Origin of the sequence: Arthrobacter sp. OV608, from assembly GCA_900110595.1 — a bacterium.
Taxonomy (GTDB): domain Bacteria; phylum Actinomycetota; class Actinomycetes; order Actinomycetales; family Micrococcaceae; genus Arthrobacter.
In genome coordinates this window covers 1-14,046 of the sequence record FOEZ01000004.1, presented here as the reverse complement: position 1 = coordinate 14,046, position 14,046 = coordinate 1, and the positions used below count along the sequence as shown (strand labels likewise).

At 66.6% G+C, this 14,046-nt stretch carries 12 protein-coding genes; 10 read left to right on the top strand and 2 right to left on the bottom strand.

The features are described 5' to 3' along the window. Positions 1 to 38: 38 nt before the first annotated feature. The 7 genes from BMX78_RS06630 (at position 39) to BMX78_RS06600 (ending at position 6,924) form a co-directional block, all read left to right on the top strand. Positions 39 to 1,253 carry an acetylornithine transaminase gene (locus BMX78_RS06630; RefSeq protein ID WP_091418487.1) on the top strand — a complete coding sequence of 405 codons (1,215 nt, stop codon included), beginning with the start codon at positions 39 to 41 and terminating at the stop codon, positions 1,251 to 1,253. Next, complete coding sequence (gene argF / locus BMX78_RS06625; RefSeq protein WP_091418017.1) at positions 1,250 to 2,260, top strand: ornithine carbamoyltransferase; 1,011 nt, start codon at positions 1,250 to 1,252, stop codon at positions 2,258 to 2,260. The genes BMX78_RS06630 and argF overlap by 4 nt, the downstream gene beginning before the upstream one ends. After that, the gene (locus BMX78_RS06620) at positions 2,260 to 2,790 is read left to right on the top strand and encodes an arginine repressor (protein ID WP_091418014.1); all 531 of its coding nucleotides are present in this window, start codon (positions 2,260 to 2,262) and stop codon (positions 2,788 to 2,790) included. Before argF ends, BMX78_RS06620 begins: the two co-directional genes overlap by 1 nt. 46 nt (positions 2,791 to 2,836) lie before the next feature. Beyond that, on the top strand, positions 2,837 to 4,042 hold the full coding sequence (locus BMX78_RS06615; RefSeq protein ID WP_050055631.1) for an argininosuccinate synthase: 1,206 nt from the start codon (positions 2,837 to 2,839) through the stop codon (positions 4,040 to 4,042). Then, on the top strand, positions 4,039 to 5,454 hold the full coding sequence (gene argH / locus BMX78_RS06610; RefSeq protein WP_091418012.1) for an argininosuccinate lyase: 1,416 nt from the start codon (positions 4,039 to 4,041) through the stop codon (positions 5,452 to 5,454). Before BMX78_RS06615 ends, argH begins: the two co-directional genes overlap by 4 nt. A gap of 149 nt (positions 5,455 to 5,603) precedes the next feature. After that, positions 5,604 to 6,152 (top strand): pyridoxine/pyridoxamine 5'-phosphate oxidase, encoded by a 549-nt coding sequence (locus BMX78_RS06605; protein ID WP_091418009.1) that lies wholly within the window; start codon positions 5,604 to 5,606, stop codon positions 6,150 to 6,152. Between the two features lie 10 nt (positions 6,153 to 6,162). Then, positions 6,163 to 6,924: a maleylpyruvate isomerase family mycothiol-dependent enzyme gene (locus BMX78_RS06600; protein ID WP_091418006.1), complete on the top strand. Its 762-nt coding sequence runs from the start codon at positions 6,163 to 6,165 to the stop codon at positions 6,922 to 6,924. Positions 6,925 to 7,027: 103 nt separating this feature from the next. Here the strand turns inward: BMX78_RS06600 and BMX78_RS06595 are convergent, their stop codons facing one another. Continuing rightward, positions 7,028 to 7,522, bottom strand: coding sequence for a methylated-DNA--[protein]-cysteine S-methyltransferase (locus BMX78_RS06595; RefSeq protein WP_091418004.1), 495 nt, complete (start codon positions 7,520 to 7,522; stop codon positions 7,028 to 7,030). Beyond that, positions 7,519 to 9,054 (bottom strand): DNA-3-methyladenine glycosylase 2 family protein, encoded by a 1,536-nt coding sequence (locus BMX78_RS06590; RefSeq protein WP_091418001.1) that lies wholly within the window; start codon positions 9,052 to 9,054, stop codon positions 7,519 to 7,521. Before BMX78_RS06590 ends, BMX78_RS06595 begins: the two co-directional genes overlap by 4 nt. Positions 9,055 to 9,167: 113 nt before the next feature. On the opposite strand from BMX78_RS06590, the gene BMX78_RS06585 reads away from it, so the two are divergent. The 3 genes from BMX78_RS06585 to tyrS all read left to right on the top strand — a co-directional run bounded on the left by BMX78_RS06585 (position 9,168) and on the right by tyrS (position 13,542). After that, entirely contained in the window at positions 9,168 to 9,830 is a 663-nt protein-coding gene (locus tag BMX78_RS06585) for a DNA-3-methyladenine glycosylase (RefSeq protein WP_091417999.1), read from the top strand. A 52-nt stretch (positions 9,831 to 9,882) separates the two neighbouring features. After that, positions 9,883 to 12,111, top strand: coding sequence for a HelD family protein (locus BMX78_RS06580; RefSeq protein ID WP_091417997.1), 2,229 nt, complete (start codon positions 9,883 to 9,885; stop codon positions 12,109 to 12,111). Positions 12,112 to 12,228: 117 nt separating this feature from the next. Further along, on the top strand, positions 12,229 to 13,542 hold the full coding sequence (tyrS, locus tag BMX78_RS06575) for a tyrosine--tRNA ligase (protein WP_091417994.1): 1,314 nt from the start codon (positions 12,229 to 12,231) through the stop codon (positions 13,540 to 13,542). The last annotated feature ends 504 nt before the right edge of the window (positions 13,543 to 14,046 follow it).

Sequence of the window (14,046 nt, the reverse complement as noted above, 5' to 3'; positions counted from 1 at the left end):
GGGCCCCCATCGCCGGTCCGGCCTCCAAAGCTTCCGTTATGACTGGAACGAGAAGCGGATCGGAGTGGCTGGCCCGCTATTCCACCTCCTTGATGGGCGTGTTCGGCACCCCGCAGCGCGTCCTGGTCCGCGGTGCCGGCTGCCTCGTGTGGGACGCCGACGGCAAGGAATACCTGGACCTGCTGGGCGGGATCGCGGTCAACGCGTTGGGCCATGCCAACCCGTTCGTCACCTCGGTTATTTCCAGCCAGCTGGCCACGCTGGGCCACGTGTCCAACTTCTTCACCAGCCCCACCCAGATCGCGCTGGCCGAAAAGCTCCTGGCCCTCAGCAACGCGCCGGCCGGATCCAAGGTGTTCTTCACCAACTCCGGAACCGAGGCCAACGAGGCCGCCTTCAAGCTGGCGCGCCGCAACTCGGGCGGCGGGGAGACCAAACGGACCAAAATCATCGCGCTCGAAGGTGCCTTCCACGGCCGGACCATGGGCGCCCTGGCGCTGACGGCAAAAGAGGCCTACCGCGCGCCGTTCGAGCCCCTGCCCGGCGGCGTGGTGCACATCCCGTTCGGCGACACCGAAGCCCTGAAGGCAGCCGTTGACGAAACCGTGGCCGCAGTGTTCCTCGAACCGATCCAGGGCGAGGCCGGGGTCCGTCCCCTGCCGCCCGGATACCTGAAGGCTGCACGGGAACTGACCGCCCGCACCGGCGCCCTGCTCATCCTCGATGAGGTGCAGACCGGCATCGGCCGGACCGGCAAATGGCTGGCCAGCGAGGACGCCGGGATCATGCCGGACGCCGTCACCCTGGCCAAGGGCCTGGGCGGTGGATTCCCGATCGGCGCGCTGGTCACCTTTGGTGAGGGGACGTCGTCGTTGTTGAGTGCAGGCCAGCACGGCACCACCTTCGGCGGCAACCCCGTGGCCACTGCGGCAGCACTCGCCACCCTGCATGCCATCGAAAGCCAGGATGTCCTGGCGAACGTCGCCTCGGTGGGGGAGCACCTGCGTTCAGCGCTGGCCGCCATCCCGGGCGTCATCGACGTCCGGGGCGAAGGCCTCCTGATCGGCTTCGATTTGGATGCGGACGTGGCACCGGCCGTGGTGCAGGCTGGCCTTGACGCCGGCTTCATCGTCAACAGCCCCGGTCCGCGCACCATCCGCCTGGCGCCGCCGCTGGTTCTCACCAGTGCACAGGCGGACACCTTCCTCGCCGCATTCCCGGCCATCCTCCAAGCAGCTAAGGACGCCCAGTGACAACAGCCACCGGCACCACCCGGCACTTCCTCAAGGACACAGACCTCAGCCCCGCCGAGCAGGCGGAGGTCCTGGCCCTTGCGGTCCGCATGAAGGCCGATCCGTACAGCGTCCAGCCGTTCGCCGCAACGGGAAGCGGCCGCAAGACCGTTGCCGTGATCTTCGACAAGACCTCCACCCGGACCCGGGTCTCGTTTGCCACCGGCATCGCGGACATGGGCGGCAACGCCCTGATCATCAATCCCGGCGAAGCCCAGATCGGCCACAAGGAATCCGTGGAGGACACCGCCAAAGTCCTGGAGCGCATGGTCTCCACCATCGTCTGGCGGACCGGTCCGCACGCCGGCCTGGTGGCGATGGCGGAAAACTCAACGGTGCCGGTGATCAACGCCCTGTGCGATGACTACCATCCCTGCCAGCTGCTCGCGGACCTGCTGGCCGTGAAGGAACACAAGGGCGAACTCAAGGGCCTCACCATGAGCTACCTCGGGGACGCCGCCAACAACATGGCCAACTCCTACCTCCTGGCCGGCGTCACGGCCGGCATGCACGTCCGGATCGCCGGGCCCGAAGGCTACCTCCCTGCCGATGACGTGGTGGCCGAAGCGCAGGAACGCGCGGCAGAGACCGGCGGCTCGGTACTGATCACCACGGATGCCGCGGCGGCCCTCAAGGGGGCCGACGTCGTCGCAACAGACACATGGGTGTCCATGGGCCAGGAAGCCGAGAAGGAAGCCCGGCTGCAGCTGTTCCGCGAGTACTCCGTCGATGAGGAGGCCATGGCACACGCCGCGGAAGACGCCGTCGTGCTTCACTGCCTGCCCGCCTACCGCGGCTACGAAATTTCGGCGGGAGTCATCGACGGCCCGCAATCCATCGTCTGGGACGAAGCCGAAAACCGGCTCCACGCCCAGAAGGCCCTGATGGCCTGGCTCATGCACCGGTCCGGCCTGGCCTTCGTGGACGGCCTTGCTCCCGTTGAAGGCACCGGAGAGAGCACGTTCTAGTGTCAGCCCAACCGGCGGTGCCGGGCTCCAGCCCGGCCACCAAAACTGCCCGCCAGGCACGCATCACGGCCATCCTCACGGGTGAATCCGTGCGGTCCCAGGCGGAGCTGGCGGCCCTGCTCGCGGACGACGGCGTGCAGGTCACCCAGGCCACGCTGTCCCGCGACCTCGTGGAACTCGGCGCGGTCCGGGTCCGCGGCAAGGAAGGCGTGCTGGTGTACGCCGTCCCCGGCGAGGGCGGCGAACGGGCCGCCAAGAGCGGGGTGAGCCAGGAAATCCTGGACGCCCGGCTGGCGCGGCTCTGCAGCGAACTCCTGGTCACCGCGGAGGCCTCGGCCAACATCGCCGTGCTCCGCACCCCGCCCGGAGCCGCCAATTTCCTGGCCCTGGCCATCGACCACTCGGTGATGCCGTCCATCCTGGGAACCATCGCCGGGGACGACACCGTGCTGCTGGTCTCCCGGGACCCGAACGGCGGCCAGGACCTCGCCGCCAGGTTCCTGCAACTGGCCGAAGAGGCCGGGCAATAAGCTTGAAGACAATATCTGCAATCCCCAACCACAAGGAGCATTTGAAGTGACTGAACGCATCGTGCTGGCCTACTCCGGCGGCCTGGACACCTCAGTAGCCATCGGCTGGATCGGTGAAGCCACCGGAGCCGAGGTCATCGCCGTGGCCGTTGACGTTGGACAGGGCGGCGAGTCCCTCGAGACCATCCGCCAGCGTGCCCTGGGCTGCGGCGCCGTCGAAGCCTACGTGGCCGACGCCTCCGACGAATTCGCCAACGAATACGCCATGCCCACCCTGAAGGCCAACGCCCTCTACCAGGGCCACTATCCGCTGGTGTCCGCCATCTCGCGCCCGGTCATCGTCAAGCACCTGGTGAAGGCCGCCCGCGAATTCGGCGCCACCACCGTTGCCCACGGCTGCACCGGCAAGGGCAACGACCAGGTCCGCTTCGAAGTGGGCATCCAGACCCTCGGCCCGGACCTGAAGTGCATCGCACCGGTCCGCGACCTCGCCCTCACCCGCGACAAGGCCATCGCCTTCGCCGAGGAAAAGGGCCTGCCCATCGAGACCACCAAGAAGAACCCTTACTCCATCGACCAGAACGTCTGGGGCCGCGCCGTGGAGACCGGCTACCTCGAGGACATCTGGAACGCCCCCACCAAGGACATCTACGACTACACCGCCACCCCGGAGTTCCCGCCGGCACCGGATGAGGTCACCATCTCCTTCGAGGCCGGCATCCCGGTAGCGATCGACGGCGTGAAGGTCACCCCGCTGCAGGCCATCAAGGAACTCAACCGCCGCGCCGGCGCCCAGGGCGTGGGCCGGATCGACGTCGTCGAAGACCGTCTCGTGGGCATCAAGTCCCGCGAAATCTACGAGGCGCCGGGTGCCATGGCGCTGATCACCGCGCACAAGCACCTCGAGGACATCACCATCGAGCGCGAGCAGGCCCGCTTCAAGGCCACCGTTGGCCAGCGCTGGGCCGAGCTCGTCTACGACGGCCAGTGGTTCTCGCCGCTCAAGCGTTCCCTGGACGCCTTCATTGACGACACCCAGAAGTATGTCTCCGGCGACATCCGCATGGTGCTCCACGGCGGTCAGGCCATCGTCAACGGCCGCCGCTCCGACACCTCGCTGTACGACTTCTCCCTGGCCACCTACGACACCGGCGACACCTTCGACCAGTCCATGGCCCGTGGGTTCATCGAGCTGTGGGGCATGTCCGCCAAGGTTGCCTCCGGCCGCGACATCCGGGTCGCAGGTCAGTGACCAGCACTACGAACACCGGCGCGCTGTGGGGCGGCCGGTTCGCCGGCGGCCCCGCCGATGCCCTGGCGGCGCTGAGCAAGTCCACGCACTTTGACTGGAGGCTCGCGCGCTATGACATCGCAGGTTCCAAGGCGCACGCCAGGGTGCTGCACAAGGCCGGTCTGCTGGATGACGCCGAGCTGGAAGGCATGCTCGCGGCCCTCAACCGGCTGGATGAGGATGTAGCCTCGGGCGCCTATGTGCCGGCGGAGTCCGATGAGGATGTGCACGGCTCGCTGGAGCGTGGCCTGATCGAGCGTGCCGGGACCCAGCTGGGCGGCAAGCTCCGCGCCGGCCGGTCACGGAACGACCAGGTGGCCACGCTTGGCCGGATGTTCCTGCGTGACCACGCCCGGATCATCGCCCGCGGTGTCCTGGCCACGGTGGACGCGCTGGTGGAGCAGGCGAAGGCCCACCACGGCGTGGCCATGCCGGGCCGGACCCACCTGCAGCACGCCCAGCCGGTCCTGCTCAGCCACCATTTGCTGGCCCACGCCTGGGCACTGCTGCGCGATGTGCAGCGGCTCCAGGACTGGGACAAGCGCGCCGGCGTCTCGCCGTACGGTTCAGGGGCCCTGGCGGGCTCCTCCCTGGGGCTTGATCCCGAGGCGGTTGCGGCGGATCTTGGTTTCTTCTCCGCGGCCCACAACTCGATCGACGGCACCGCTTCCCGCGATGTTTTCGCCGAGTTCGCCTGGGTGTGCTCCATGATCGGCGTGGACCTGTCCCGGATCTCGGAGGAAGTCATTCTCTGGGCCACCAAGGAGTTCTCCTTTGTGACGCTGCACGATTCCTACTCCACGGGATCGTCCATCATGCCGCAGAAGAAGAACCCGGACGTGGCGGAGCTGGCCCGCGGCAAGGCAGGGCGCCTGATCGGAAACCTGACCGGGCTCCTGGCCACGCTCAAGGGCCTGCCGCTGGCGTACAACCGCGACCTGCAGGAGGACAAGGAGCCGGTGTTCGACGCCGCCGACACCCTGGAGCTCCTGCTCCCGGCCGTGTCCGGCATGATTGCCACCCTGACGTTCAACACCGAACGGATGGAATCGCTGGCACCGCAGGGCTTCGCACTGGCCACGGACATCGCCGAATGGCTGGTCCGCCAGGGCGTCCCGTTCCGCGAGGCGCACGAGCTCTCCGGCGCGGCCGTCAAGCAGGCGGAATCCCGCGGCGTGGAGCTGTGGGACCTGACCGACGAGGAGTACGCCGCCATCTCGGAGCACCTCACGCCGGAGGTCCGCACCGTCCTGTCCACCGAGGGTTCGCTAAACAGCCGCAACTCCCAGGGCGGAACGGCACCGGCCGCCGTCGAACGCCAGCTGGCCGCGCTGGAGGCCGAGCTCGACGGCGTGCGCGGGTACGCAGGGTAACCACCAAACGCTCTCTCAATTAATGTCGCCTTTGGGCCATCGCTCTCTCACTTTCGCTAAGAAAGTGAGAGAGCGTAGCCGAAATTCGCGCATTAACTGAGAGAGCGTTGCGCGTTAATGGGCCGCGGACCCGCCGTTAGGGTGGAGCCATGAGCGAAACGTTCCGCAAGTTCCTTCGCACGCTTCCCGACTTCCCGGCCGAGCTTCCCGGCTTCGATCCGGACAAGGCGCCGCAGGACCCCACCGAACTGTTCAAACAATGGCTGGACGAGGCCCTGGCCGCGGGGGAGCAGCAGCCGCACGCGTTCAGCCTCGCCACGATTGGGCCTGGTGCCGGCGGCGGGCAGCAGCCGTCGTCAAGGATGCTGATCCTGAAGAACATCGACGACGACGGCTGGCACTTCGCCACGTCCCGCACGTCCAGGAAGGGCCGGGAGCTCGCAGCGGAACCCAGCGCCGCCATGAACTTCTACTGGGCCTCGCAGGGCCGGCAGGTCCGGGTGGCAGGGTCCGTGGCAGAACTGTCTGCAGAGGCATCGGCCCGGGACTGGGCGGAGCGGCCGCGGGCCGACGGCAGTGAAAACCCCAACTGGCAGCTCTACGCCCTCCGGCCCGCCGAAATTGAGTTTTGGCAGGCCAGCAATGACGGCCAGCACGTCCGGCACCATCTTGGCCCGGACGGCGCCCTTCCCGGCTAGGATGAGCGCCATGACAGCTCCCGAACCCGAACTCCTGCTCGCCGCACTCCACCAGGCTGCCGATAATGTCGCCGTCGATGTTGCCAAACTTCGTGACGGGGACGTCGAGGCGCCCTCCGCGCTTCCCGGCTGGACGAGGGGCCACGTCCTGGCCCATCTGGCCGGGATCTCCAACGCGATGGCCCGGCAGCTTGAGTACGCCGCGCGCGGCGAAACCATTGAGCTGTACGACGGCGGCATGGCAGGCCGGAACAAGGCGATTGACATGGCTGCGGGCCACGATGCCGCCACCCACCGTGCAGACCTGACTGCCGCCTTGGATCGGGTGCTGCGGGCATTTGATGTACTGCCCGGCGTCAAGGACTCATCCGCTCACCAGACGGGCTGGTGGGCACCCATCTCCTACCGCGGGGGAGTGGTCCTGGACGGCGGCCTCGCGCTGTGGCGCGAACTTGTCATCCACAACGCGGACCTGCAGACGGGCAGGGGACCGGAAACCTGGAGCAGGCCTTTCTGCGAGCACCTGTTCGATTTCCTCGCGGCCCGCGTCCCGGCAGAGGACAAGCTGGTGCTGCAGCCGCTCGGACTGCCTCCTGTGGCCATCGGCAGCGGGAACCGGTCCACCGTGGTCAGCGGCATGATCACGGACATCGCCGCCTGGCTGGCCGGCCGCGAACCTACCCTGGGGAGCCTGCGCGCCTCCGCGGCGGCTGACGGCGTCGACCTGCCCGAACTCCTGCCATGGCCTGCAGGAACCCCAAGCACGAAGTAGCGGCTCCGATTCTGGTTGCGCTATCAGTTTTGGTCCCTAAAACCCTGTTTTGGGGACCAAAACTGATAGCGCAAGGGGGACTCGAGCGGCGATAAGACTCGCGTCAGGCGGCCTCGCGCTTCAGCAGGCTCTCCTTGATGGGCAGTCCCCACCGGAATCCGCCCAGCGAACCGTCTGTCCGAATAACGCGGTGGCAGGGGACAAACAATGCTGCGGCGTTGAACGCGCAGGCACTGGCGGCCGCCCGGACGGCTTTGGGATTGCCCGCCAGTTCGGCGTACTCGGTGTACGTCACCGGAGATCCCGGCCGCACCAGGCGCAGCACGTCCCAGGCGTGGGCACGGAACGGCCCCGACTTCTGCACCACGGGCACACGCATCGCGGGCCCTGGATCGCCCGCATAGAACGCCTCGACGGCTGCCGAGATGTCGCCGAGGCCGGTAACCAGTTCAACGGTGGCCGGCCGCAGCGACGGATGGATCTGCCCGGTCAAGTCGCCGGGTTTGTCGGTCCACCCGCTCGAAAGGACCGCCCCGTCCTGGGCCAGGATGGTGAACGGGCCGTCTGGCGTGGCCATCTGGAGCAATTGGGCTTTCATCGTGTCGCTTTCTCTGCGGTTCCGGTACCTGCACCGGCAGACTGTGTGGTGCCGCCCCGTCGGGGGACGGCTGCGGCGTGGGCCGCTGCCCGCCACAAGTGCATGGTGGCGTACGAGCGCCAGGGACTGACCTCGCGGAAGTCTGGGCTGACGGCGCCGGGGCCGCCGACTGATGCATCCCCTTGGTCCAGCGCCTTGACCCCGTTCCGCACCGCCGCGTCGTTGGCCAGGAAGATATCCGGGGCGCCGAGGACCCGCATCGCAAGGTACCCCACCGTCCATGGTCCCACCCCGGGCAGGGGCAGCAGCTTCGCACCCAGGCTGGCTACGTCGTCGCCGTAGCCGAAATCCAGGGTGCCATCAGCGAGGGCGGTGGCGGCCGTCCGGAGGGAGTCCGCGCGTTTCCTGGGTCCCCGCAGGAGTGCGTGGCCGTCCGCTGCGATTTCGGCGGGAGTGGGAAACATCCGCTCGAGGTCGTCGCCGGGGCTTTGGCTGGAACGTCCGACGGCGGCCAGTTGGGTAAGTGCCGTCCGTGCTGCCGCGACGGTGATTTGCTGGCCGATCATTGCACGGACGAGCATTTCGGCTGGGTCCAGGGCGCCGGGCATCCTGACTCCCGGCGCAGCAGCTACCGAGGGTGAGAGCCGGGTGTCTCCTGCCAAAGCACTGTCGATCGCTACCGGATCAGCGTCCAGGTCGAACAGCCGCCGGACCCGGCTGAGCAGTGCCGGCAGGTCGCGAAGGTCCACCGCGCCGATGGTGAGGGTCAGCGGCCGCCCAGGGGCGCCGGCGTCGTACTCAACTCGAAAGCGTGCGTCGCCCTGCGGCAGCCGCAGGGTCCGCGCATAGGAGGTAGCTGATCCTGCTTCGATTCCGGGGATGGCCCGTACAGCCAGGAACGTGAAAATGCCGGGGTCGAATGGCTCGCGGTAGGGAAGGCTGAGGGTCAGGGCGGTGGAGCCACCGTGGGCTTTGGCGTGCCGGGCGGCGCGGAGGGCGGTGGGGGTCATGTCGAAGACCTCCAGCATGGTTTCGTTGAACTGCCGGACGCTGCTGAAGCCGGCAGCGAAGGCGACGTCGGCGAACTTCATGGACGTGGAGACCAGGAGGGTGCGGGCCGTCTGCGCCCGCCCGGCCCGGGCGAGCGAGAGGGGACCGGCGCCGAATTCCTGGCTGAGGATGCGGTTCAGCTGCCGGGAAGAATAGCCAAGCCTGGTCGCCAGGCCATCTACACCGTCGCGGTTGACCACGCCGTCGTTAATCAGGCGCATGGCGCGGCCGGCAATGTCCTGGCGGACGTTCCACGCCGGGGTGCCGGGAACCGCCTCGGGGAGGCAGCGCTTGCAGGCCCGGTAGCCGGCGTCGTGGGCTGCGGCGGAGGTCTCGTAGAAGGTGACGTTCGCCGCCTTGGGCGTCCTGGCCGGACACGACGGGCGGCAATATATGCCCGTGGTCCGCACGGCAGTAAAGAACTGCCCGTCGAACCGGGTGTCCCGGGCATCAATTGCCCGGTAGCGCTGCCAGAAATCCATTCCTCCATCCTGCCAGCCCGGCGGAGCCGGAGCTAGCGGAAATCGGACATGGCCGTGGCGCTCCTTCTTTGCGTTGCGCCGCGTATCGCTGCTGATTTGGGTAGAGTCTGGCCATGAACACAAGCCCCTCGCCGGATCCGGAAGGGCTGCGGGAGTTCCTGTCCGGCGACGCCCGCGAATTGGCCCCGAGGCTGCTGGGTGCCGTCCTGACCCATGAGTCGAGGGATGGCAGGGTGTCCGTCCGCCTCACCGAGGTGGAGGCCTATCTTGGCCCGGAGGATTCACTGCATCCGGATCCCGGTTCGCACACCTACCGCGGCCCCACTCCCCGGAATGCCCCGATGTTCGGCCCGGCCGGGCACCTGTACGTCTACTTCACGTATGGGATGCACCACTGCACGAACATCGTGTGCGGCCCGGAGGGGGTGGCCTCCGCACTGCTGCTGCGCGCCGGGGAGATTGTGGAAGGGGTTGAGCTCGCGCGGCACCGCCGGACCACCTCAAAAAGTCCCGCCGACCTCGCCAGTGGGCCGGCGCGGCTGGCCAAGGCCCTGGGCCTGACCACGGCATACACCGGCAGGGACGCCCTGGAGCCGCCGTTCGGGCTGGTGCTCCCGGAGCGCCCGGTTGAGCATGTGAGCTCCGGGCCCCGGGTGGGGGTGTCCGGTGCCGGCGGATCGGAGGACTACGCCTGGCGGTTCTGGATCACCGGCGACCCCACGGTTTCCCAGTACAAGGCAGCGAAGCCCAGGCAGGCCAGGCAACACCTGCGTTAACGGAAATGGTTGTAGAATGGACGGTCTGTCTTTTGCGATAGGGGAACGTTAAATGCTCGACGCCGATTTGGCCCACGAACGGGACTATGTTGCCGGGCTGTATGCCCGGCTGGAGGAGCTCCGCGAGGAAAAGCGCAAGCAGTTGGCGCAGGTCCGGCGGGCCGGGGCTGTGGGCACTATGCAGAACGTTTCCGAACGTGACGCCTTCGCGGCTTTGTATGAGGACCGCCTGGCGCAGCTGGATGCGGTGGATGACCGGCTGGTGTTCGGCCGCCTGGACCTGGACTCCGGGGAGGCGCAGTACATCGGCCGCATCGGACTCACCACCGAGGACCTGCAGCGGCTCATGGTGGACTGGCGCGCGCCCGAAGCCGGGCACTTCTACCAGGCCACGGCCTTCGACCGGCAGGGCGTCCGCCGTCGCCGGCATCTGATCCTGCAGGGCCGCGAAGTCAAAGCCATCGAAGATGACGTCCTTGACGCCGACATGCTGTCCGACGACGAGTCCCTGCAGGGTGAAGGTGCGCTGCTCGCGGCCCTGAACTCCAAGCGCACGGGCCGCATGTCGGACATCGTGAGCACCATCCAGTCCGAACAGGACCGCATCATCCGGTCCTCCATTTCGGGCGCCGTGGTGGTCCAGGGCGGGCCCGGCACGGGCAAGACCGCTGTGGCGCTGCACCGTGCCGCCTATCTGCTGTACACCCACCGGGACCGCCTGAAGTCCGCCGGCGTGCTGCTGGTGGGCCCGTCGTCGTCGTTCATGAAGTACATCGAAAGGGTGCTGCCCTCCCTCGGCGAGACCGGCGTGGTGATGGCCAGCCTCGGGCGCCTGATGCCCGGCATCCACGCTGTCCCGGAACCCGACGCCGACGTCGCTGCCATCAAGGGCCGCCTGGACATGGCCACGGTGGTGGCCAACGCCGTCGCCAACCGCCAGCGCATCCCCGCGGAAAACCGGATTCTGGAGGTGGACGGCCGCAAGCTGGTGCTGACCCCGCGCCAAGTCCGCCGTGCCCGCGAACGTGCCCGTTCCACCGGCAAGCCGCACAACGAGGCCCGCGTGACGTTCGTCAAGATCCTGCTGCGTGAACTGACAGAACAGATGACCGACCTGGTGGAAGCCGGCAACATCGGCAACAACGCCGACCGCTCATACCTGGCCGAGGACGTCCGCACCGCACGCGACGTGCGCATTGCCCTCAACCTCTGCTGGATGCCTATGACGCCCGAAAAGCTGATTTCAGAGCTCTTCAGCAAGCCCGCGATCCTTGAGTTCTGCACTCCGGACATGAGCCCCGCTGAGCGCGCCCTGCTGCTGCGCCCGGCCGATGCACCCTGGACCGAGTCCGATGTCCCGCTGCTTGATGAAGCCGCAGAGCTCCTGGGTGAGCTGGACCCGGCAGCCGGCCGTGGCCTGGCGCAGCAGGAGCACGACCGTGCCCGCGACCTCGCCAACGCCAAGCAGACGCTGGTCAACATGGAGGCCGCGGGAGTGGACCCGCTGATGTCCGCGGAGGAGCTGGCCGAGCAGAACCAGGAACAGGAAGCGCGCCTCACGGCTGCCGAGCGCGCCACCAGCGACCGCACCTGGGCTTTTGGCCACATCGTGGTGGACGAGGCGCAGGAGCTCTCGCCCATGCAGTGGCGCCTGCTGGTCCGCCGCTGCCCGTTGAAGTCCTTCACCATTGTGGGGGATATCGCGCAGACCAGTTCCGTGGCCGGAGCCAACTCATGGCAGGGCGCCCTTGCCCCGATGTTCGGGGACCGCTGGCAGCTGGAAGAGCTGACGGTCAACTACCGCACCCCCTCCCAGATTGCCGAGGCGGCGGTCCGCATGGCCAACGCCGCGGGGCTTGTGGTGTCCGCGCCCAAGGCCGTGCGGGAAGGGCGCTGGTCGCCCGTCATCGATGAGGTGGAGCCCGGCCAGGTGGTCAGCCGCCTGGTGGAGGTCCTGCCCGAGGAGCTGGAAGCGCTCGACGGCGGCCTGCTGGCGGTCATCGCCGACGGTCACCTTCTGCCGGAGGCCACTGCGGCTCTGCGTGCCGTATATGGGCGCCGCATCGGCACCGGTGCCGGCAGCTACGAGCAGGACATTGTGGTGATCAGTCCCCGTGAAGCCAAGGGCCTGGAGTTCGATGGCGTGGTGGTGCTTGAGCCTGCCACGATGCTGAACCACGAGCATGGCAAAGTGGGGGACCTGTACGTGGCCATGACCCGCGCCACGCAGCGGCTGCGGCTGATTGCTGCCGAGCCTGTCCCGGCCGGCATCAAGCGCTGACCCTTCGTTTGTTGTCCCGTCGCTTTTGTCTCGTGGCTTTTTGTCCCGCACGGCGGGCCAGGCGCCGGTGCCTCTGTTCAGGCGCCGGGGCCCGGTAATACTGCTAACTTAGAAGGCGTGCCAGAAATCAGCAGCCTCGAATCGCAACAGAACGACCCCACTTTTGCCAATGTTTGGCAGGAACTGAAGTGGCGTGGCCTGGTCCACGTCTCCACTGACGAAGCAGAGCTGGAAAAGCTCCTCGCCGGTGCCCCGGTCACGTACTATTGCGGCTTCGATCCCACGGCGCCGAGCCTTCACCTGGGCAACCTGGTGCAGCTGCTGGTGATGCGGCGGCTTCAGCTGGCCGGCCACAAACCCCTCGGGCTCGTGGGCGGTTCCACCGGCCTGATCGGCGACCCCCGCCCCACGGCCGAGCGCACGCTGAACACCAAGGACACGGTGGCCGAATGGGTGGGCTACCTTCAGGCACAGGTAAGCCGGTTCCTCAGCTTTGATGGGGACAATGCGGTCCGCATGGTCAATAACCTGGATTGGACCGCGCCGCTGAGCGCCATTGACTTCCTGCGGGAGGTGGGCAAGCACTTCCGGGTGGGGACCATGCTGCGCAAGGACGCCGTGGCCTCGCGGCTGAATTCAGACGAGGGCATCAGCTACACGGAGTTCAGCTACCAGATCCTGCAGGGCATGGACTACCTCCAGCTCTTCCGGGACTACGGATGCATGCTGCAGACCGGCGGTTCGGACCAGTGGGGCAACCTGACCAGCGGCACCGAGTTGATCCGCAAGGTGGAGGGCAAGAGCGTCCACGCCCTGGGCACGCCTTTGATCACCAACTCGGACGGCACCAAGTTCGGAAAGAGTGAGGGTAACGCCATCTGGCTCGACGCCGGCATGTGCAGCCCGTACGCCTTCTACCAGTTCTGGCTCAACACCGCAGATGCTGATGTTGTGGACCGGCTTAAGGTGTTCACGTTCCTGACCCGGGCCGAGATCGAAGATATTGCGGCGGCTGTGGCTGAACGTCCCTTTGCGCGTGAGGGCCAGCGGAAGCTTGCCTTCGAAGTCACGGCCCTGGTCCATGGGGTGGAGGCTACCGAAAAGGTCATCGCCGCATCGGCTGCGCTGTTTGGGAATGGTGACCTGTCCGCACTGGACAAGCAGACGCTCCAGGCAGCTACTTCGGAACTCCCTTTCACCACTGTGCAGGTGGATGCCCTGGGAATCGTTGACCTGCTGGTTGCCTCCGGGCTCTCGGACAGCAAATCTGCTGCCCGCCGCACCGTTGGCGAAGGCGGGGCCTACGTGAACAACGAGAAGGTGCTGGACCCCGAAGCCGTCATCTCCGAGTCCGAACTCCTGCACGGCCAGTACCTGCTCCTGCGCAGGGGCAAGAAGAACCTGGCCACCGTGGAAGTACTGGTTCCCTAGCCCATAGCTGCCCACATTGCACGCTCCTCTGCAGGCGATTTGCACGCCCGCGGAGGGGCGTGTATTGTTTTCTGAGTCGCCACCGCCGAGTGGCGGCAAACCCCCAACAAATAAGAAGCAATTCTTGGCCGCGCTAAGCGCGGATTGGAGAAATTGCTTCGTTTTTTGCTGGGCGGATTCATTCCACCGAGTGAATTCCGGGAAAACAACCGGATTTGCAAAGTGAAAATGAATGAAATAAGATTGAAACATCGCAGCGAAGAAATACGAAACAATTCATTGAATGAATTGTTTCGGGGAATATTCGAATGTGTCTGTTGTTTGAGAACTCAATAGTGTGCCAAGTTTGTTGATACCAATTGTTTTATGAATTGGTTGAATTGACTGGATCGGTCCGCCCCTGTGGATGGGTCTGGTTTTTACAGCTGGTTTCAAATTTTGCAGTCGGGTTTCCGCGTTTTCCCGTGGTGCCTGGTTGTGTTCGTTTTTGTTTTACTTCAACGG

What these genes read in the sequence shown, in the direction of transcription:
- BMX78_RS06630 (WP_091418487.1), top strand. Translation starts at nt 39, where the DNA reads ATGACTGGAACGAGAAGCGGATCGGAGTGGCTGGCCCGCTATTCCACC.
- BMX78_RS06605 (WP_091418009.1), top strand. Translation starts at nt 5,604, where the DNA reads ATGAGCGAAACGTTCCGCAAGTTCCTTCGCACGCTTCCCGACTTCCCG.
- BMX78_RS06600 (WP_091418006.1), top strand. Translation starts at nt 6,163, where the DNA reads ATGACAGCTCCCGAACCCGAACTCCTGCTCGCCGCACTCCACCAGGCT.
- BMX78_RS06595 (WP_091418004.1), bottom strand. Translation starts at nt 7,522, where the DNA reads ATGAAAGCCCAATTGCTCCAGATGGCCACGCCAGACGGCCCGTTCACC.
- BMX78_RS06590 (WP_091418001.1), bottom strand. Translation starts at nt 9,054, where the DNA reads ATGGATTTCTGGCAGCGCTACCGGGCAATTGATGCCCGGGACACCCGG.
- BMX78_RS06585 (WP_091417999.1), top strand. Translation starts at nt 9,168, where the DNA reads ATGAACACAAGCCCCTCGCCGGATCCGGAAGGGCTGCGGGAGTTCCTG.
- BMX78_RS06580 (WP_091417997.1), top strand. Translation starts at nt 9,883, where the DNA reads ATGCTCGACGCCGATTTGGCCCACGAACGGGACTATGTTGCCGGGCTG.